The organism is Tenacibaculum halocynthiae (assembly GCF_964512825.1).
Taxonomy (GTDB): Bacteria; Bacteroidota; Bacteroidia; order Flavobacteriales; family Flavobacteriaceae; genus Polaribacter; species Polaribacter halocynthiae.
The window spans coordinates 76,291-96,403 of sequence record NZ_CAZELG010000012.1 but is presented as its reverse complement, the minus strand read 5'-3'; the positions used below and the strand labels follow the sequence as shown (position 1 = coordinate 96,403).

Here is a 20,113-nt window from a genome sequence, read left to right as displayed (position 1 = left end):
AACCCGATGAGATTTATTTCATCGGGTTTTTATTTGATAGAAGTGTTTATTTTGAGTTTTAACACATAAGGGTTAAAAAACAATAAAAATCCTTAAGGAGCAGGATTTGGCATCTTATTGTGAGCTATTTCAATTTCCGTTAAGATATCTTCACTAAGCTCAATATTTATAGAGTTAATATTTTCTTTTAATTGACTCATTTTTGTAGCTCCGATAATATTACTTGTTACAAATGGTAATTGATTAATGTAAGCAAGTGATAATTGTGTTAATGTTAATCCATGTTTATCAGCTATTTTTTGATACTCTAAAACTGCTTTTTTAGATCCTTCACCCATGTAACGAGAAATGAAACGTGGAAACAATGTACCTCTTGCTCCTTCAGGTTTCTTTCCTCCTAAATATTTTCCTGACAAAACACCTTGCGCTAGTGGAGAATAAGCTAGCAATCCAACATCTTCTCTCATTGAAACTTCACTCATTCCATATTCATAACTTCTGTGAATTAATGAATATGAATTTTGAATAGTTACCATTTTGGGTAAATTATGCTTCTCAGCAGTTTGCAAATATTTCATGGTTCCCCATGGAGTTTCGTTAGATAAACCAACATGTTTTATCTTCCCTTGTTTAACAAAATCATTAAGGGTTTCTAAAATTTCTAAATGCTTTTCAGCTTCTTTAGTTGAGGTTTTATATGGGTAATCACGAACACCAAAACAATTCACGCCACGATCAGGCCAGTGCAATTGGTATAAATCAATATAATCAGTTTGTAAGCGTTTTAAACTTCCTTCAATAGCATCAGAAATATTTTTTTTGTTAAAACCTCCAGTTCTAATGTGAGCTGTATAATCGCCACCACCAGCTATTTTTGAAGCTAAAATAACTTTATCACGATTTCCTGTTTTCTTAAACCATGATCCAATAATTTTTTCTGTTGCTCCATAAGTTTCTGGAGTTGCAGGTACGGAATATAACTCAGCAGTATCAAAAAAGTTTACCCCTTGCTCTAAAGCGTAATCCATTTGTTCATGCCCTTCTACTTCAGTGTTTTGATTTCCCCAAGTCATGGTTCCTAAACATATTTTAGAAACTTTTACATCAGTATTTGGTAATGTTGTGTATTTCATTTTTGAAATATTTAGTCATTTAATTTATGAATATCTAGCAATTTCTTCTTTTACACTCCTTAGCTGATTCAATAAAATTTGATGAGAGTCAAATTCTTTTAAATCTTTCTTTTTTGAATGTTGATTTAATTACTTAAAAACATAAAAATACCAATATTTCTGAAAAGAAAAATGTAAAGTTTTTATAAAAAAATAAATCCCGAAAATTGCGGGATTTATTTTTTTAATATGATAAGTATACTTATTGAAGTATCGCTTCTATACCAGGTAAGGTTTGACCTTCTAACATTTCTAGCATTGCACCACCACCAGTAGATACATAACTTACTTTATTTCCAAAGCCAAATTGTTTAACTGCAGCAACAGAATCACCACCGCCTACTAATGAAAAAGCCCCATTTTGGGTTGCTTCTGCAATTGCTTTTCCTAATTCAATAGTTCCGCTTGCAAAGTTTTCCATTTCGAAAACTCCTAATGGTCCATTCCATAAAATAGTTTTAGATTTTGCGATAACTTCTGCAAATTTTTCAGAGGTCTGTGGACCACAATCTAGTCCCATCCAACCGTCAGGGATTTCATTAGTGTTTACTGTTTTAGTATTTGCTTCATTGCTAAAAGAATCAGCAATAAGTGCATCAACTGGTAAATGAATTTCAGTATTCTTTTCTTTTGCTAATTTTAAAATAGCCAATGCTAAATTTAATTTATCATCTTCAACTAAAGAGTTTCCTATTTTTCCACCTAAAGCTTTGATAAAAGTAAATGTCATTCCTCCACCTACTATAATATGATCTACTTTATCAATAATATTTTCAATTACTCCAATTTTTGAAGATACTTTTGCGCCACCTAAAATTGCTGTAACTGGTTTTTCTGAATTATTTAAAACCTTATCAATACTTTCAATTTCTTGAGCTAATAAATTTCCAAAACATTTATTTTCAGAAAAAAACTGAGCTATTACAGCAGTTGATGCATGAGCTCTGTGCGCAGTTCCAAAAGCATCATTTACATAAATATCTCCCCATTTTGAAAGTTTTTCAGCAAATGTAACATCACCAGCTTTTTCTTCACCATAGAAACGTAAATTTTCTAATAATAAAACTTCACCAGCTTTTAAATTTGAGATAACAGTTTCCACTTTATCTCCAATACAATCTTCAACAAAAGAAACTTTTACACCTAAAATAGTAGTTACTGTTTCTACAATATGACGTAATGAATATTTTTCTTCAACACCTTTTGGGCGTCCTAAATGTGACATAAGTACACAACTTCCTCCATCTTCTAAAATTTTAATAATTGTTGGTTTTGCAGCTTGAATTCTTGTGTCATCGGTTACTTCAAAAACATCATTTAAAGGAACATTAAAATCAACGCGTATTAATGCTTTTTTGTTTTCAAAATTATAATCGTTTAGTGTTTTCATGTATTGTTATTGTGTGTTTGTTCTTGTCAAAAAAATTGTATTTAAAAAGCAAATAGTTTTTAGTGCTCTATTAAAAACTTAAGTTTTTCATTAGTTTTCGTTGGTGTGAATTCAATTACTTCGTAATCTGCTAAATTATTTATTTTAAAAGGATCTAGTTTTATAATTTGCTCAACATTATCTTTATTTTTTGCTTTACAGAGTATAATTCCTCCGTTTCTAGGCTCTTTTCTTCCGGATGTTAAAAAAAAACCGTCTGTATATTGTTTATTTAAAAACTGTATGTGTGCTTCTAAAAATTGATCAATTTTTTTCAAAGGAGCTTTGTAGGTAAGATTTATAATAAACATATTTACTATTTTAATACTGTTCTTTTTCTTCAACAAAAATAACTATTTAAAACTATATTAAAATAGGATTTGATTTAATAACAAACTTATATATTTGTTAAAAAAGAATGGATACTATTTCTGTAAAAATACTGTCTGAAAAACTAAATTTACAAGAATGTTATGATTTTGTAGAAGATCCTTCTTGTGGAGGAATCGCTGTATTTGTAGGTACAGTTAGGAACGCTACAAAAAATAAAGAAGTAACTCAGTTAGATTTTTCTACATATAAGCCTATGGCTATAAAAGAAATGAAAAAGATAGCTAATATTGCCTTAACAAAATTTTCAGTAAAAAAAATAGCAATCCATCATGCTGAGGGCTTATTAACTATTGGAGATATTCCTGTTATTATAACAGTTTCTTCTCCGCATAGAGGAGCTGCTTTTGAGGCTTGTCAGTATGCTATTGATACGCTTAAAGAGACTGTGCCTATATGGAAAAAAGAATATTTTTCTGATGGCGAAGTATGGGTAAATGCACATCCATAAAAATAATACCAATCCAAACTTGGTAATATTTCATTAAAAAGTGAATTTATGATTGAATTTAAAACAACTGAAAATCTATTAGAGCTAGAGCAAATATTAGCATTACAAGCTGAAAATATACCTGTTAATTTAACTGAAGTTGACAAAAAGGAGCAGGGTTTTGTTACCGTACAACATGATTTAGCAATATTAAAAAACATGCATGAAGTACATGCGCATAGTATTGCTACCTGTAAAGGAAATGTTATTGGGTATGCTTTATCTATGTCTAAAAAATTTAGAGGTGAAATAGCTGTTTTAGCTCCTATGTTTACTGAAATAGATAATTCTATAAAATCTGATAGTAATTATATTATTATGGGACAGGTTTGTATTGGCAAAGAATATAGAGGAAAAGGTGTTTTTAGAGGTTTGTATGCAAAGATGAGAGATGCTTTTACAGCTACATATGATTGTATAATTACTGAAATAGATGCCTTAAATATTCGTTCAATAAATGCACATAAAGCCGTTGGTTTTGAAGAATTAGTACGTTACGATTATAACAATCAAACGTGGGTTGTAGTGTATATGGATATTTAGTGACTAAATTTACTTTTTTAAATATCTAATACTTCAAATCTGTAGGCTCAATAAAAGAAGTTTCTGGGTTGTAAAGATCTTTTAGTATTTCTTTTATTTCATGCATAAATTCTTCCAATTTTTCTTCTGTAATTTCATTGTCAGGAGTTTTGTAATTTGAAGAAAAATTCATTTTTAAAAAACCATTTTTTAAATTTTTAAATGAAATAATACCAGCTTCTAATGGTTTTGAAAAATCATAGTTAGTATGTTGTGTATATAAGAATGTATACAGCATTACTTGAATAGCCTTATGATATTTTAATTCAGGTAATAAACTAAAATCTAATACTTTTAAGTTTAACGCATCTACTTTACCCGTTTTGTAGTCAATAATTCTAGTAACTCCGTTTAATTCATCAATCCTATCTACTTGACCATGAATTTTAATAGGAAAATCAAACCCTTCAATAGTTATTTGAGTAGCTAATGTTTGTTCAGTAGCAATTATTTTTAATTGGTTATTGTCATCTTTAAGAAGTTCTTTTTCTTGTTTTAAAAAATTAATAACAAAACGATTAGCAACTTCAAAAATTAATCGATTTTTACCAGTGCTAATGTCTCCATTTTTAAAATGCTCTGAAAAATAGAAAACAATTAACTCTTTAGTTTTTTGTTGCATTTTAGTAATGATCTCAACTGATATAAATTTACCTTCAAAAGGCTTGTATAAAGCTTCTAAAGTGTCATGTACAACAGTTCCCATAGTATTTGCAGCAACAGTTTCTTCTACATCATCAAACTCTTTTATTTTTAATATTTTTTGTTTGTAAAAAGCTATCGGATTGTATAAATAGTTGGTTAAGGCTGATGGAGATATCCCTTTCTTAGCTAGTTCTCGTAATTTTTCTAAAACTTCCTTATTTTTTGTTATCTCTTTTTGTTGGGTTACGGTTGTAATTATTTTAGGACTTATAATTTCTTCTTTTAAGTCACCTCTCATCATTTCTAACTGAGTAACAAAACGACTTTTTTCTCCACTTCCAAAAACATCATGTTCTGTATTGTATAATATGTATATGTTTTTGGCACGTTGTAACAATCTAAAAAAGTGATATGAAAAAAGTGCATCTTTTTCTTTATAGGTAGGTAATCCAAACTCTATTTTTACATCAAAAGGGATAAAAGAATTTTGTTGATTATTACCTGGTAAAACACCTTCGTTTACTGAAGTAATAATTACGTTTTCAAAATCTAATACACGAGTTTCTAATACTCCCATTAGTTGTAATCCTTGTAGTGGCTCTCCTTGAAAGGATAAACTTTCAGATTGTATTAGTTGTTTAAAAAACTGCTGAAGTGTTTTTAAATCTTGAATATAATTAAAGGTGTCATGTAAGTTTTGTAACTGTATAAATGCAGTAAAAAAACGATATAAGTATTCTTTTTCTAACTCATTAGCAACTTCTTTTAAAACAATAATAACATTTAAAATACGTGATAAAAAGTCATCAACAGTAGTAAAAGGGTTAAAAAGAGGTAAAATAACATTTTGCGTTTCTATGGGTATTTGCGTAAAAAACTCTGTAATTTTTTCTTGATTGACAAATGTTGTATTACTTGCTACAATTACTTCAGAAATACTGTCTGCAATATTATGTTCTTCAATATATAATAATTGATATATAGCGGGGTGTTTTAGTAAAGCTATTACATCTTTATAATAAAAAAGATGGTGATCTTTTTTTTGTAATTTTTCTTGATTTATAAAAAGCTGAAAAATAATGAGTAATAAACTTGTGGTAGGAACATCTTTTAACGGATATCCCATTGTAATATTTATTGCATCAACATTTTCAGGTAATGAGTTTAAGGTTATTGGAAGTAAAGATTCATCTGCTAATACTAATGCTGTATTGTTATGGTTAGAAAATTTTGATAATAACTCTCCAGCATACTTTATTTGCGTTATGTTTTTTGATGCTCCAATTACTTGAATATTCTTTGGAGATGAAAAATGTGTTGCAACTGTTTGTATAGGGTTCTTTTGATAATATTTCCATCGGGTTTTATATTTTCTAATAAAGCTTCCAGCTTGGTGGTTACTTTCATAAAAAGCTTGGTCAATGTCCCAGTATACCTCAGTGTTTTTGGCTTCTAACATTTTTTGAAAGAGCAACTCTTCAGCTGCATTTAATGCATTGAAACCTATAAAAAAGAATTTCTTTTTTTTGTTTTTTAGAATATAATCATCAATTAATTTGACAGATTCTCTATAAATCACTCCTTGATATCCTTTCTTTTCCGAAATTAAAAACTCATAAAAAATGGTGTAAAGCTTATGTAGTTTTTCCATAAAAGCAAAATGATCTTTCATCAATTCTGTTTCTTGGAATGTTCCAGAAACTGACCATTTTCTCAAGCGATGTATATCTCTTAAATACACAAAAATTTCACGTGCATTTATTAAGTGTTGATCTATTTCATTAAAATCTTGCAATACGGTAAAAGCCCAGGAAGAAAAAACATCAAAAGTGTCGGGTTTCGGTTCTTCTTTTTTATAAATGGAATAGAAATAAAATAGTAGTTGAACAGAATCTGCTTTCTTCATTCCAGAAACATCCTCTATAAAATCACCAATATTACTTATTTTAGGTAGAAAACCAGTAGAGATTTTATCTTTCAATGCCTTTTTAACAAATACTCCTGCTCTTTGAGAAGGTAGTATAAACTCAACATCTTCAAATGATTTGGTTGTTTTTAAAATACTATCTAATGTATCAGAAATAAATGATTGCATTGGCTAATTATATAGGAGCAAAGTACAATTTTTATCTTATTTTTGAGATATAAAACACCTCATTTCAATTAAAATAAAATGACAAAAAAGCTTAGTGTTGCATTAATTCAATCAGATTTAGTTTGGGAAGATCCTATAGCAAATAGAATGTTTTTTGAAGAAAAAATAAAAGGAATTACATCAAAAGTAGATGTGATTATTCTCCCAGAAATGTTTTCTACTGGGTTTACTATGAATGCTAGTGAAAATGCTGAAACTATGGAAGGTGAAACCGTACAATGGATGAAAGGGATAGCAAGTTCTTTAGATGTAGCTGTAATAGGGAGTATTATAATTGAAGAGAATGAACATTATTTTAATAGACTTCTTTTTGTTCACCCATCAGAAGAGATTGAAACATATGATAAGAAACATACATTTACGTTAGCAAAAGAGCATGAAACATATACTGCTGGTCAAAACAATATTTTAATTGAGTTTAAAGGGTGGAGAATCCGCCCATTAATTTGTTATGATTTACGTTTTCCTGTTTGGGCAAGAAACACAAATAACTACGATTTACTTATGTATGTTGCTAGTTGGCCAAAGCCTAGAATTAATGCTTGGGATTCTTTGTTAAAAGCAAGAGCTATTGAAAATATGAGTTATACTATAGGAGTGAACAGAGTAGGGGTTGATGCAAATAATTATGAGTATTCGGGAAATACCGTTTGTTATGACACTTTGGGAAATTGCTTGGCTAAAAGTGATAAAGGAGAAGAATCGATTTTAATTGTTGAGTTAGATAAGGAAATACAAAATAATTATAGAGATAAATTTCGTTTTTTAGAAGATAGTGATGCTTTTCGGTTTGTAGAGTAGCTAATGGAATGGTTGTTTAGATGATTTTGTATTGTAACTATCATATCTAATTTTAAACTATTTTTGCTGATGCTACGTTGTTAAGGTATGATCAAAAAAATCTTTTGTGTTTTGTGTTTTTTAATCGGTGTTGTTGCATATGCACAAACAAAACCAAAAGAATTTCGTTTAAAAAAAATATTGATAAAAAAAGATACAGTTCAAATTGATAGTGTAAGTATTAACCCAACCAACTTCAAACTTCTTTCTAAAGAAGGTAGTCTTATAAATCCATCAAATTATAAAGTTAATTTTGGGTTGTCTCAACTGATTATTGATAAAGAAAAGTATTCAGAAATAACCGTTGAATATTATCGATATCCAGAATTTATAACAAAAGAGTATTCTCCTTTTGACAAGCGATTAATTGTAGAAAACACTAAAAATACAGGGAAATTATATAGTGAAACTACGAATAAAAAAACTTCGGATGTTCGTTTTTTTGATGGTTTAACTACACAAGGGTTTATTACCAGAGGTGTTACTGGAGGGAACAACCAAAATGCAGTAACAAATTCATCGTTAGATTTAACAATTTCTGGGAAGTTATCAGATAAAGTAGGGATTAAAGCAAATATTTTCGACACTAACATTCCGTTGCAACAAAATGGATATTCACAAAAAATCACTGATTTTGATCGAATTTTTGTTGAATTATACAGTAAGAACTGGCGAGTTAAAGGAGGAGATGTAAGTTTAGAGAATAAAGACAGTTACTTTTTGAATTTCAACAAGCAGGTTTCAGGAGTTGAGGTAGGAGCTAATTTAAGTGAAAGTACTAACGTTTTAGCATCTGGAGCTATTGTTCGTGGTAGGTTTTCGTCATTTAATTTTGTTGGTGTTGAAGGGAATCAAGGGCCGTATAAAATTTTCGGATCAAATAATGAATCGGGTATTATTATAGTTTCGGGGAGTGATAAAGTGTTTGTAAACGGGGTGTTGTTGCAAAGAGGAGAAAATAAAGACTATACTATTGATTATAACTTAGCGGAAATTAGATTTAATACAGCCTACCCTATAACCAACGATATGCGTATTCGTATTGAATTTCAATATTCTGATAGAAATTACACACGATTTATTACCTATGAAAAAGCTCAATATAAAAAGGATAACTTTTCAATAGCTGGTTATTTTTATAATGAGAATGATGCCAAAAGTCAACCCATACAACAAGCGCTTACAGATGCTCAAAAACAAATTTTAGCGAATGCAGGTAATGATATAACTAAAATGATGGCGCCTAGTTTTTTTGCAGATGAATTTTCTGTTAATAGGATTCAATATAAAAAAACAATAATCAGTGGAAATGAATTTTTTGAATATACCACTAATGAGAATGATGAGGTGTTTTCGGTAGTTTTTTCAAATGTAGGAGCTAGTAAAGGAGATTATGTTGTTGATAAAACCATTGCTATTGGAACTATTTATAAATATCTAGGTAAAAACCAAGGAAGTTATAATCCCGTAGTTCAGTTAGTAGCTCCTTCAAAACTACAAGTAGCTGTTGTAAACTCAAAGTATTCACCTTCAGATAAAACAACGATACAAGCTGAACTAGCGTTTAGTGATAATGATGTGAATCTATTTTCAAACATTGACGATTCTAAAAATAAGAGACTAGCTACTAAGATTGGATGGAATCAACGATTGTTAGATAAAGATTGGAAAATTACCAGTGATGTGAACTACAAGTTTATTGAAAATAATTTTCAAACAGTAGAACGATTTCAAGCGGTAGAATTTAATAGAAATTGGAATTTAGACAGTCCAACAGGAGATCAACATGAAATAGGAACTGTTTTAACTGCTCAAAAAAATAAAAAAACTACTATTTCTTATGGATTTCATCATTTAAAGTTTAGCAATAACTTTTCAGGAAGTAAGCATACTCTTCAATCAAAGGTGAAATTTGATAGTACTAGTGTATGGGTGAATGGAAGTTGGTTAAAAAATAGTACAAATACTAGAAAAGATAATTTTTTTAGGTGGCAATCAAAAGTTGAACATAGTTTTGAGAAATCATGGTTAGGGGGTTTTGTAAATTTTGAAACCAATGAAAAGAAAGAAACGGCTACTAATAATTTTGATATAACAAGTCATCAATTTAAGGAGTATGAAGGATATTATGGAATTGGTGATAGTACTAAAGTATTTGCGAAATTTGGTGTGAATTATAGAACGAATGATAGTATAAAGAGTAACGCATTTACACAAATTAATAACCGTAAAACTTTTTATATTAATAGTAAAATAATACAGAATACAACTACAAATTTATCACTCTATGCTAATTATAGGTTTACAGAAAATAGATTAGCTGATAATGAAACAACATTGAATTCTAGAATATTATATAATCAACGATTTTTTAAAAACCTTTTAACTTTAGGAACGGCTTATGAAACATCTTCAGGTAATATAGCGCGACAGGATTTTATTTATGTAAAAACAGAACCAGGGCAAGGATATTATACTTGGATAGATTATAATAATGATGGAGAACAACAGTTTAATGAGTTTGAAATAGCGCAATTTCAAGACCAAGCCACTTATTTACGAATAGCGTTACCTAACATACGATTTCTTGCTACTCAACGTGTAAAATGGAAACAATCCATTACTTTAAACCCTAAACAATGGGGTAGTAAAAAAGGATTTAAAAAAACACTTTCACATTTTTATAATCAAACGTATGTAACTATTGATAACGAACGTTTACGAGCTGGAAGTGGTTTTAATTGGAATCCTTTCAATACATCTGGTGATGGGTTATTAGGGTTAAATTTTAACTTTAGAAATAGTTTTTACTTTAATAGAAACCTTCAGAATTATAGTTGGACTTATACATTTGGTAAATCGCAAAACAAACAACAGTTTTCTGTGGGAAATCAAGAAGGAAATTCATTTATTCATCAATTAGAATTTCAACATAAACTAGCAAAATTCTGGTTATTTGAAACAAAAGCATCTGTAGGAGAAAATAAATTAAAAACAGAAAACTTAGCAAATAGAAATTATGAAATTTCAGTAAAAGAATTACAACCTAAATTTACATTTTTATACAATAAAGATCATCGTTTTTCAGTTTCTTATCATTATAAGAATAAAGAAAACAATATGTTGAATTTTGAAAAGTTACAGCAGCAAAAAATAGGACTTTCTTATTTTTTTATAAGTTCAAAAAAGAATCAAATTAGTGCCGATACAGCTATGTTTTTAAATGATTTTACAGGAAATTCAAATTCACCAGTAGGGTATCAAATGTTAGAAGGACTCCAGATTGGTAGGAACTATACCTGGAACTTGCAATTGAATCAAAAATTAACATCTGTTTTAAATTTATCGGTATCTTATTTAGGTAGAAAAAGTACGAATTCTAGTGCAATACATACGGGTACTGTACAATTAAAAGCTATTTTTTAAGTAAGTTTGTGGTATTATAATTGCATAGTAACAACATTATATTAATTAATAAAAATTTATACATGAAGAAAGTAATTTTAGCAGCTGTAATTTTTATCAGCTCATTTGCAAATGCACAGCAAGAAATAAAGGTAGATATAGCAGATGCTTTAGTAATGAAAACTTTAGAAGTGTCGTATGAATACTATTTAAGTGAACAGTCATCAGTTGGTATATCTGCGTTGTTTAATTTTGAAAAGAAGAGTTCAGATTTTAGATATAATGAAAATGAAATGTTTACGCCATACTTTCGTCATTATTTTACTACGAATCGTAACTGGAATCATTTTGGAGAAATATTTTTAGGAATAAACTCTGGAGAAACAGCTATTGAAGCTGGAGGAAAAACAATTGGATATAAAAAATATACTGATGGAGCTTTAGGGGTTGCAGTAGGGTCTAAATATGTGTCTAATGGAGGTTTGGTAGTAGGTGCGTATGCTGGTTTAGGGAGAAACATGTTTTCTTCTGATTCCTATTCAGTAGTGCCAAGAGTTGGTATTAATGTTGGATACAGATTCTAAGAAAATCATCAGAAAATAAACAAAAAAAGTCCACGAATGTGGACTTTTTTTGTTTATAGATGAAAGCGATAAGCTTATCGCTTTTTTAATAAAAGCTATAATTTAGGGAAAATAATGTAAAAATAATTAAAAAGTAAGTCGCTGACTTACTAATAGTAAGCCGTTGACTTACATGGTTCAGTTTTTGATTGTCTATCTTTGAAAAAAAATACAATTTTGAAAATGAAAAAAAACAAAGTAATTAATTTTTTAAAATCAGGAACCATCTTATTTGGGTTTTCCTTATTATTATGGAGCTGTGAAAAAGAAATTAGTACCAATGAGCATTATAATGAACATTTTGGTATTGAAGAATTGTACAAAAAAGAAATTGTAAACTATGAAACCTTAAAAAACAACAGCTTTGAATTTTCTGAACTAGCAAAAAAAGTTGCTATCTCAAAAAAAGAAAAAGGGAATAGTGATTTTAAGTACATATACTACCTACACAAAAAGAATATAGTATCATTTAAAGATGACAAACTTACTACTTATACGATACCCGTATTAACTACTTTAGAACAAAACAAAAACGACTTTTTTAATTTAGTTATTAAAAAAACAAAGCAACAAACTATTAGTTATGTTATTAAGTATAGCCCCTCAAATGAATGGTTAGCTAATAAATTAAATAAAACAACAACGCATAATTTTTATAAAGGCGGAATAACTATTTATGATGCTAAAGGAGAAGTTATATCAAGAGGAAACATTACAGATGACAACTATGCCGAAAAAAGTAATAAAAAAAGAGGGTATTCATCAAAAGAAAGTGGTAGTGGTTGTGTACCTGGATTAGAACCTAATTATAAAAGGTGTGGTTGTGGAGGTAATGCAAACGGTCACTCTCCTTCAGGGGCACCATGTTGTAAAGGGAGTCCTTTAATGGGGTATAAATTAAATATGTGTATAGGAGGTGGTGATGGCTCTATAGGTAACCCTGATTTTGGAGGCGGAAATGGCTCAGGAGGAAACGGCCCTACTGAACCAACTACTATAGATAGTTATGTAACTAAACTTGAAGAAATATCAAAAAAATTAAGTGAATACAATGTATTTATAAACTCAGAAGAAGCTGATGTTTTAATAAACAACAACATATTGTATGATACTATACTTTATTTTTTACAGCAAAACCCAAACTCAGAAGAAGCAAGGGGATTTGTGAAAGAAGTACTTAAAGTTAAAAAAGAAAACCCTAATGCTGTAATTGATTTTGAGGATAGAATTATTAACCAACTTACAGGACAGGATAAATGTATTTATAATAAATTAAAAGAATTAAATCTTTTTAAAGCTACGATTAGAAAATTTGAAAGAAGTAATGCGTATAATTTGAAAATTAAATACGGTAATTGCACTACTACCAATACAGCTTGCACTGATGATTCTGAGATTGATAAAGGTTTGGTTACTATAATCATTGAGACTGGTGCAGGTGGAAAACCTTTAGATTTTGCCACAGCATTACTACATGAAGGAATACACGCTGAAATCTCGAGATATGTATATAGGTATGAAAAAGGATATGATCCAAACAAAAGACCTAATTTATTAAATTATTATTTCTTTTATAAGGCTAAGGGTGACCCAAGATATGCTTCTAGTAATGCACAACATCAGCATATGGCGGATAAATTTGTTAAACCAATTGCTGAAGCAATTAGAAAATTAGATAATTATAGTTACCCTTTAGAATATTACATGGGGTTTGGATGGGATGGTTTAAGGAGATATGGTTATGACGGGTATTTTGATAATGGTAAGTGGGTATCTTTAACAAAAAATCAATCTTCGGATTATTATAAAAAGCAAAAAATAGTTAATGACAACACTAAATTAAAAGACAATGAATGTGAATAAATTTATTAAATATCTTTTTCTTATTAATATCACTTTTTTTATTTCATGTAAAGATTCTAATTTTCAAGAAAAGGAAGAAGAAAGTGTTTATCAAATTGTCAGTTATTTGACTGATAATTTAAGAGGGTCAATTGTTTTAGATCCTAGCTTTCCACCAACACCTGATGGCAGCGAATATAATCATACTACACAAGATAGTCTTAGGAGTTATAAATATTTTTATAAGCAAACTATTAGAAAAAAAACAATAGCTTTTACATCCGAAATGTTTGTACCTATGAATAAAGCAGATTTTAATAGTAATTGTTTTAAGGAAGAGAAATTACTTAGTTCGCTATTCAGTAAAAAAGAAACAAGAAAAATAGAGATAAACAAAATAACATCTTTTAAGAAAGATTCTTTAATTTATTATACTGATAAGCATAAAAAAATGCTAGGGAGAGGTTTTATAGAAATAGATATGTTACTTAGTTTCTCAAGAATAAGTTTCAATAAAGATTATTCAAAAGCTTTTTTAATAGTTGGTGTTACTTATGAAAAGCTAAATAGTTTTACTACATTGATATATCTAGAAAAAAAATATGGAGTTTGGAAAATAAAGTGTCAAGAAGGATTAACTATTTCGTAAAAAGATATTTATACTTTATAAAAACAAGTAGGAGAAATTAATTTCTCCTACTTGTTTTTATAATATTTACTACTACAAAACTCAAAATAGCAGGAACTACCCATCCTAAATGATGTTTTGAAAGAGGAATTAAGTTAGTTACACTTACCAATTGTTTTTTATCAATAATAAACTGAAGAAAATCAGGAATGCTAAAAATAAAAGTAATTAAAACAACAATTTTAAAAACAACAGGAGTGGTTAGTTTTTTAGGAGCTATATTTAATAAAATTAATACAATTGTAATTGGATAAATAAACATTAGTACAGGAAGAGCTATTACAATAATAGAATGAAAATCTAATTGTCCAACTAAAACACCAAATAAACAGCTAATTACTGCAGTAATGATGTATGCTTTTTGTGAGTTTTTAAACAAGCCTTTAAAGTAATCGGCAGTACCAGTAATTATTGCAACTGCAGTAGTAAAGCAAGCTAAAGCAACTAAAACACTTAAAAATACAGCGCCAATATTACCTAGTGTTGCTATGCTAATTCCTCGCAATAAATTAGCTCTTTGCATATCGTTACTTAGAGTACCATCAACTAATATTTCAGAGCCATAAAAAGCACCAACCGAAATTAAACCAGCGTATATTATAAAAAGTCCAGTTCCTGCAATGAATCCAGCTTTTTTAATTAATTCTTTTTTATCTGTATAAGAGCTATACCCTTTTAAATTTAAAGAAATTATAACAACACCACCAACTACTACGGCTCCAATGGCATCAAAAGTTTGATATCCTTCTAGTAAACCGCTAACAACAGGGGTTTTGAACATACTAGGATTCATGATCATATCACTAGAAAACAATCCAATACCAATAACTAGCACTAAAATAAGTACAATAAAAGGAGTTAAGTATTTACCAACTAGGTTTAAAACTTTTGACCTATTTAAAACAAAGATTAATACTAAGGCAAAATAGCAACAGCTAGTTATCAAAGGGCTTGTTCCCAAAAAAGGATGAATAGCAATTTCATGAGTTGCAGAGGCTGTTCTGGGTGATGGAATAGCTATTGAAATAATATAAATAATTACACAGTATAGTAAGCTAAAAGTAGGAGATACTTTTTTTCCAAGGTCATATAAAGTACCTTGTAGCTTAGCATGTGCTAAAATTCCAAGAATAGGAATTACAACAGCAGTAATCATAAAACCAAGGGTTACCCAAAACCAATTATCACCTGCATTATAACCTAAAAGAGGAGGTAATAATAAATTTCCTGCTCCAAAAAAAAGTGAAAATAGTGCAAAACCTGTAACGAGAATTTCTTTTGTTTTATTCATTTTGAGTACTAATTATTTCTGCCTATTGCTACAATGAGGCTATCTTTGCCGAAGATAAGTTAAAAATGATTGTAGTATATAAAGGAGTAAATATTTTTTATACGGAAAAGGGTATAGGTAGTACTGTTGTGTTATTACATGGTTTTTTAGAAAACTTAACAATGTGGAATGGACTTGTTGAAGAAGTTTCAAAGAGAAATCGTGTTATAACTATTGATTTACTGGGGCATGGAAAATCAGATTGTTTAGGGTATGTACATACTATGGAAGATATGGCCGAAGCAGTAAAGCAAGTGTTAACCCATTTGAGAATTCGTAAGGCTATTTTTGTAGGGCATTCTATGGGAGGATATGTTTCATTAGCATTTGCTAATAAATACCTTAAGAATGTTAAAGGAATCTGTTTAATGAACTCAACAGCACAACCTGATGATGATGAACGAAAAGAAATTCGCGAAAAGGCAAATAAAATAGTTCGGAAAAACTTTAATATGATGGTTAAAATGGCGATAAATAATTTATTTGCTTCAACATCAAAAGAACTTTTTTCTAATGAAATAGAAAAAGTGTTAAATGAAGCTCTAAAAACTCCTGTAAGAGGTTATATGGCTTCCAATGAAGGCATGCGATTAAGAAAAAATAGTGAAGAAGTTTTAGAACAAATACAAAAAAGAATAATTATTGCAGGTAAAGAAGATCCTATTTTAAATTACGAATCTATAAAAAGAGAAGCGACAAGAACTAATACAGATTTGAAGGTACTAGATAATGGGCATATGAGTCATATTGAGAATAAGAAAGAATTACTTGAAACTTTATTAGAATTTATAAGAAGTTGATTTTATAAAAAAGAATAAGAGCTATATTTGAATTGAATGTTTTTAAAATATAGAAAAGTAAATTGAATCATGGATAATTCATCAATTATAAGTGTTTTAGGTGTTATTATAGTATTACTTTTTCTGTTTTTTTCTGTTTTCTTATTTACAGTTAAAACCGAAAAAAAAACAAGTAATTATCTTTTGGCTGCTTTTTTAGTAGTTACAGCAATTGATATCAGTGCTTTTTTTTATTCAAACTTTATAGAGCTGCCATTAGCAATAGAAATGTTACGAATAAAGATATCTAGTTTTAAAGACCCATTACTTTTTCTATATATTTTATCAATTATTTATTCAAATTTCAAGTTAAAAAAAATACACTTAATTTATGCTGTTCCTTGGTTATTAGGTATAATAGTTTTAATGCCAAACTTTTTTTTAGCAGATAATGCTACTAAGCTTGATTTTTTTAATAGCTATGATGAAAAACCGGAAGGAAAATTTTTAAATATTTTTGGATATTTAGTTTCTCTAGCTTATCTGTTTTCTGAAATATATTATGTGATTAGATATCGAAAATTATTATTAGAAAATTATACAGATAAAAATGCTTTTAAAAATTACAATTGGCTTAAGCAATTATTAGTTTTATTAACCATTGGACAAATTATCACAGTTATTAAAAACGTTTCTAGGGGATTTTATTCTTCAGAAACTACCGATGTACTTAGAATAGTGACCCTACTTTTTGGAGTGTTTTTTATATTCTGGTTAGTGTTTAAGGCGTTAAATTCGCCTAAATTATTTAGAGGAGTTGATGTAAACTTAAATACATCAAAAGAAATGAAAGGGAATGTAGGTGGAGAAGCTAAAAATAATCAACAAATTAAGCTATTGAAAGATTATATGAATGAAGAAAAACCTTATTTAAATCCTTCACTAACTATTAGAAATCTTGCCGAACAATTAAAAATACCTATGCGAGAATTATCGGTATTAATAAACCAAGATTTAAAACAACACTTTTTCGATTTTGTAAATGAATATCGTATAGAAAAAGCAAAAAATATTTTAAAAGATACTTCGAAAAGCAAACAAACTGTGCTTGAAATTTTATATGAAGTTGGTTTTAATTCAAAATCATCTTTTAATACCGCATTTAAAAAACATACAGGATTAACACCAACTCAATACAGAAAGTCTTCTGTAAATTAAAGGTTTAACGTAAAGTCGAACGTTTTTAAAAAATAGTCGAACTGATTTTTTTAGTGAAAATCAGTTCGACTTTGCGTTTTCGGTCGTATAGGTTTATACACTTGTGCACTTTTGTCTCATCGAAATAAAAACAAAATAAAATGAGACGCTTAATTTTAACTTTTTTAGTATTTGTATCAATAAGTACATTTTCTCAAACAATTGTAGGTACTGTAAAAGATGCTACAGAAAATATTGCATTTGCTGATGTTATTATAAAAAATAGTACAAATAAAATAATAGTTGGAGCTACAACTGATGATAATGGAAAGTTTAGTGTTAAAGTAAAAGAAGGAACTTATACAATTCTGATTTCTTTTTTAGGCTATAAAAGTTGGAGTAAGGAATTGATTGTTTCTAAAAATTTAAACTTAGGAAAAATTACCTTAAATGAAGACGCTGAAACATTAGATGAGGTTGTTGTAAAAACAAAAAAAAGAGTAATTCAAAGAAAAGTAGATAGGTTAGTTTTTAATGTAGAAAAAAGTATTGTAGCCTCTACAGGAAATGGGTTTGAGATTTTAAAAGTTTCGCCAAGAGTACAGGTTCAAAATGGAGCTATAGAAATTATAGGAAAAGGTGCTTCTAGAATAATGATAAATGGGCGAATTTCACCTTTGAGAGGAGAAGAGTTAATTGATTTTTTAAGTGGGTTAGGAGCTAATGAGATAAAGAGTATTGAAGTTATTACTAATCCGCCAGCAAAGTATGAAGCGGCAGGAAATGGAGGCTTAATTAATATTATCTTAAAAAAAGGAGTACAAAACTCTTGGAAAAACACTACTAGTTTAACGTATAATAAGAATAAGTATAATTATGCCAGTCTTAGAAATAGCTTCTTTTTAAATAAAAATAAGATTTCATTGACGGCTAGTATAAATGTTACCAAAGGAAGTTTTCTAAATTTTGAAAATTTGCAAATTGCATATCCATCAAATTTCTGGAACATGGAAGTTGATAATAAGTCAAAAAAGGATAATGTTTCTGGGCGTTTTTTAGTTGATTATGAAGTGTCAAAAACATTTACTTTGGGAGTACAGTATTTAGGTGGTTTTGGACAGCCTGATTACTTACCAACTACCACATCGAGTATTTATAATTCAAATAATCAATTAGAAAAGAGATTGGTAAATAAAGGTGATTTTGATATTAATAATACAAATAACAGTTTTAATTTTCATGGAATAAAAAAGTTTGAGAACTCTAAGAAAAATATATCTTTTGATGTTGATTATTTTGAATATGTTTCTGATAAAAAACGTGATTTTATTACAGAAACTTTTGATGGGAATAATTCATTTATTGGGATAAATTCAGCAGGATTAAATTTATCAACTCAAGAAGTTAAAAACGTTAGTTCAAAAATAGATGTAGAATACCCTTTAAACAAAGTGAACTTGTCATTCGGAGTAAAAGCTAGTTTTGTTAGTTCTACTAGTAATGCTTTGTTTTTTAATACTATTACTGGAGTTCCTGTGTTAGATAAAAATATTTCTAATGAATTTAAATATAATGAGAATAACTATGCAGGTTACATATCAGGAAACACTAAATTAAATGATAAGTTAGAGTTACAATTTGGTTTAAGAATAGAAAATACAATAACGGAAGGAATGAACTTGACAATTAATCAGATAAATAATAATAACTACACTAAATTATTTCCTACTCTTTACATTTCATATTCAAAGGATGACTTTAATAACTTTAATTTTTCTTATGGTAAAAGAATAAGTAGACCTTCTTTTGGTAATTTGAATCCATTTAGAGTATATGTTAGTGATAATAGCTATAGCGAAGGAAATCCTTTTTTGAAACCTTCTTTTACAGATAGTTTTGAGTTAACACATTCATATAAGAGAAATTTAATTTCTAGTGTTTTTTTTAATAGCACAAATGAAGGAAGGGGTACTGTTTTTACTTCAAATGAAGTTAACCAAACTCAAATAGTAACAAGGCAGAATTATTATAATCAATATAATTATGGTTTCACAGAAAGTTTTTCGTATAATAAAATATCTTGGTGGGAAAGTCAAAATGATATAACTTTTGTAGGATATAAAACTACTTTTACTAAAGAAGTCGGTTCACAACCTAAAAATGGATTTGGAGTACGTGTTTCATCAAATAATACATTTTTACTTTCCGAAAACACAAAATTACAAGTTAACTCTTGGTATAATTCAAAAGTTAGCACTGGTTTATATAGTGTTGGCAGTATGTATAACTTGTCTTTTGGTTTACAACATAACTTTAAGAAGAGTAATATAAAAATGTCAATTTTTGCAAATGATATTTTAAATACTGCTAGTTTAAACAATTATGAATCTATTGTAAATGGGATAAAACAAACATATTTTAATAATCCAAGTTCAAGGAGTATTCAACTGGGATTATCGTATGATTTTGGAAATAGAAAAGTAAAAGAAAATAAGAGAGATTTTGGTAATGAAGATGAGAAAAATAGAACTCAATAAATATGTTTT

Annotated in this window: 15 protein-coding genes; 10 read left to right on the top strand and 5 right to left on the bottom strand. The window is 28.7% G+C overall.

Features of this window, described 5'->3' with window-relative positions:
• Positions 1–92: 92 nt before the first annotated feature.
• From ACKTTQ_RS03795 to ACKTTQ_RS03785, 3 genes are all read right to left on the bottom strand, one after another.
• Positions 93–1,133: an NADP(H)-dependent aldo-keto reductase gene (locus ACKTTQ_RS03795; protein ID WP_408048449.1), complete on the bottom strand. Its 1,041-nt coding sequence runs from the start codon at positions 1,131–1,133 to the stop codon at positions 93–95.
• Between the two features lie 241 nt (positions 1,134–1,374).
• Positions 1,375–2,562: a phosphoglycerate kinase gene (locus ACKTTQ_RS03790; RefSeq protein ID WP_408048448.1), complete on the bottom strand. Its 1,188-nt coding sequence runs from the start codon at positions 2,560–2,562 to the stop codon at positions 1,375–1,377.
• Between the two features lie 59 nt (positions 2,563–2,621).
• Entirely contained in the window at positions 2,622–2,912 is a 291-nt protein-coding gene (locus ACKTTQ_RS03785; protein ID WP_093869666.1) for a YciI family protein, read from the bottom strand.
• A gap of 107 nt (positions 2,913–3,019) precedes the next feature.
• On the opposite strand from ACKTTQ_RS03785, the gene ACKTTQ_RS03780 reads away from it, so the two are divergent.
• Positions 3,020–3,442 (top strand): molybdenum cofactor biosynthesis protein MoaE, encoded by a 423-nt coding sequence (locus ACKTTQ_RS03780; RefSeq protein WP_299133100.1) that lies wholly within the window; start codon positions 3,020–3,022, stop codon positions 3,440–3,442.
• Positions 3,443–3,490: 48 nt separating this feature from the next.
• On the top strand, positions 3,491–4,024 hold the full coding sequence (locus tag ACKTTQ_RS03775; protein ID WP_299133101.1) for a GNAT family N-acetyltransferase: 534 nt from the start codon (positions 3,491–3,493) through the stop codon (positions 4,022–4,024).
• Between the two features lie 25 nt (positions 4,025–4,049).
• On the opposite strand, the gene ACKTTQ_RS03770 is transcribed toward ACKTTQ_RS03775, so the two are convergent.
• Complete coding sequence (locus tag ACKTTQ_RS03770) at positions 4,050–6,803, bottom strand: PD-(D/E)XK nuclease family protein (RefSeq protein ID WP_408048447.1); 2,754 nt, start codon at positions 6,801–6,803, stop codon at positions 4,050–4,052.
• 78 nt (positions 6,804–6,881) lie between these two features.
• Here ACKTTQ_RS03770 and ACKTTQ_RS03765 point away from each other — a divergent pair, with 78 nt between their 5' ends.
• From ACKTTQ_RS03765 to ACKTTQ_RS03745, 5 genes are all read left to right on the top strand, one after another.
• The gene (locus ACKTTQ_RS03765; protein ID WP_408048446.1) at positions 6,882–7,664 is read left to right on the top strand and encodes an amidohydrolase; all 783 of its coding nucleotides are present in this window, start codon (positions 6,882–6,884) and stop codon (positions 7,662–7,664) included.
• Positions 7,665–7,751: 87 nt separating this feature from the next.
• Complete coding sequence (locus ACKTTQ_RS03760; protein WP_408048445.1) at positions 7,752–11,129, top strand: hypothetical protein; 3,378 nt, start codon at positions 7,752–7,754, stop codon at positions 11,127–11,129.
• Positions 11,130–11,191: 62 nt separating this feature from the next.
• Positions 11,192–11,692 carry a DUF3575 domain-containing protein gene (locus ACKTTQ_RS03755; protein WP_093869672.1) on the top strand — a complete coding sequence of 167 codons (501 nt, stop codon included), beginning with the start codon at positions 11,192–11,194 and terminating at the stop codon, positions 11,690–11,692.
• A 222-nt stretch (positions 11,693–11,914) separates the two neighbouring features.
• A complete protein-coding gene (locus ACKTTQ_RS03750; RefSeq protein ID WP_408048444.1) occupies positions 11,915–13,594 on the top strand; it encodes a hypothetical protein in 1,680 nt (559 codons plus the stop codon).
• Positions 13,581–14,222, top strand: a complete 642-nt coding sequence (locus ACKTTQ_RS03745) for a hypothetical protein (RefSeq protein ID WP_408048443.1) — start codon at positions 13,581–13,583, stop codon at positions 14,220–14,222. Before ACKTTQ_RS03750 ends, ACKTTQ_RS03745 begins: the two co-directional genes overlap by 14 nt.
• A 37-nt stretch (positions 14,223–14,259) precedes the next feature.
• Here ACKTTQ_RS03745 and brnQ read toward each other — a convergent pair whose 3' ends face one another.
• Positions 14,260–15,552 (bottom strand): branched-chain amino acid transport system II carrier protein, encoded by a 1,293-nt coding sequence (gene brnQ, locus ACKTTQ_RS03740; RefSeq protein ID WP_408048442.1) that lies wholly within the window; start codon positions 15,550–15,552, stop codon positions 14,260–14,262.
• Positions 15,553–15,617: 65 nt separating this feature from the next.
• On the opposite strand from brnQ, the gene ACKTTQ_RS03735 reads away from it, so the two are divergent.
• From ACKTTQ_RS03735 to ACKTTQ_RS03725, 3 genes are all read left to right on the top strand, one after another.
• Positions 15,618–16,391: an alpha/beta fold hydrolase gene (locus ACKTTQ_RS03735; RefSeq protein ID WP_408048441.1), complete on the top strand. Its 774-nt coding sequence runs from the start codon at positions 15,618–15,620 to the stop codon at positions 16,389–16,391.
• A 69-nt stretch (positions 16,392–16,460) separates the two neighbouring features.
• A complete protein-coding gene (locus ACKTTQ_RS03730; protein ID WP_408048440.1) occupies positions 16,461–17,588 on the top strand; it encodes a helix-turn-helix domain-containing protein in 1,128 nt (375 codons plus the stop codon).
• Between the two features lie 140 nt (positions 17,589–17,728).
• The gene (locus tag ACKTTQ_RS03725; protein WP_408048439.1) at positions 17,729–20,104 is read left to right on the top strand and encodes a TonB-dependent receptor domain-containing protein; all 2,376 of its coding nucleotides are present in this window, start codon (positions 17,729–17,731) and stop codon (positions 20,102–20,104) included.
• Positions 20,105–20,113: the final 9 nt, after the last annotated feature.

What these genes read in the sequence shown, in the direction of transcription:
- ACKTTQ_RS03795 (WP_408048449.1), bottom strand. Translation starts at nt 1,133, where the DNA reads ATGAAATACACAACATTACCAAATACTGATGTAAAAGTTTCTAAAATA.
- ACKTTQ_RS03790 (WP_408048448.1), bottom strand. Translation starts at nt 2,562, where the DNA reads ATGAAAACACTAAACGATTATAATTTTGAAAACAAAAAAGCATTAATA.
- ACKTTQ_RS03785 (WP_093869666.1), bottom strand. Translation starts at nt 2,912, where the DNA reads ATGTTTATTATAAATCTTACCTACAAAGCTCCTTTGAAAAAAATTGAT.
- ACKTTQ_RS03780 (WP_299133100.1), top strand. Translation starts at nt 3,020, where the DNA reads ATGGATACTATTTCTGTAAAAATACTGTCTGAAAAACTAAATTTACAA.
- ACKTTQ_RS03775 (WP_299133101.1), top strand. Translation starts at nt 3,491, where the DNA reads ATGATTGAATTTAAAACAACTGAAAATCTATTAGAGCTAGAGCAAATA.
- ACKTTQ_RS03770 (WP_408048447.1), bottom strand. Translation starts at nt 6,803, where the DNA reads ATGCAATCATTTATTTCTGATACATTAGATAGTATTTTAAAAACAACC.
- ACKTTQ_RS03765 (WP_408048446.1), top strand. Translation starts at nt 6,882, where the DNA reads ATGACAAAAAAGCTTAGTGTTGCATTAATTCAATCAGATTTAGTTTGG.
- ACKTTQ_RS03760 (WP_408048445.1), top strand. Translation starts at nt 7,752, where the DNA reads ATGATCAAAAAAATCTTTTGTGTTTTGTGTTTTTTAATCGGTGTTGTT.
- ACKTTQ_RS03755 (WP_093869672.1), top strand. Translation starts at nt 11,192, where the DNA reads ATGAAGAAAGTAATTTTAGCAGCTGTAATTTTTATCAGCTCATTTGCA.
- ACKTTQ_RS03750 (WP_408048444.1), top strand. Translation starts at nt 11,915, where the DNA reads ATGAAAAAAAACAAAGTAATTAATTTTTTAAAATCAGGAACCATCTTA.
- ACKTTQ_RS03745 (WP_408048443.1), top strand. Translation starts at nt 13,581, where the DNA reads ATGAATGTGAATAAATTTATTAAATATCTTTTTCTTATTAATATCACT.
- brnQ (WP_408048442.1), bottom strand. Translation starts at nt 15,552, where the DNA reads ATGAATAAAACAAAAGAAATTCTCGTTACAGGTTTTGCACTATTTTCA.
- ACKTTQ_RS03735 (WP_408048441.1), top strand. Translation starts at nt 15,618, where the DNA reads ATGATTGTAGTATATAAAGGAGTAAATATTTTTTATACGGAAAAGGGT.
- ACKTTQ_RS03730 (WP_408048440.1), top strand. Translation starts at nt 16,461, where the DNA reads ATGGATAATTCATCAATTATAAGTGTTTTAGGTGTTATTATAGTATTA.
- ACKTTQ_RS03725 (WP_408048439.1), top strand. Translation starts at nt 17,729, where the DNA reads ATGAGACGCTTAATTTTAACTTTTTTAGTATTTGTATCAATAAGTACA.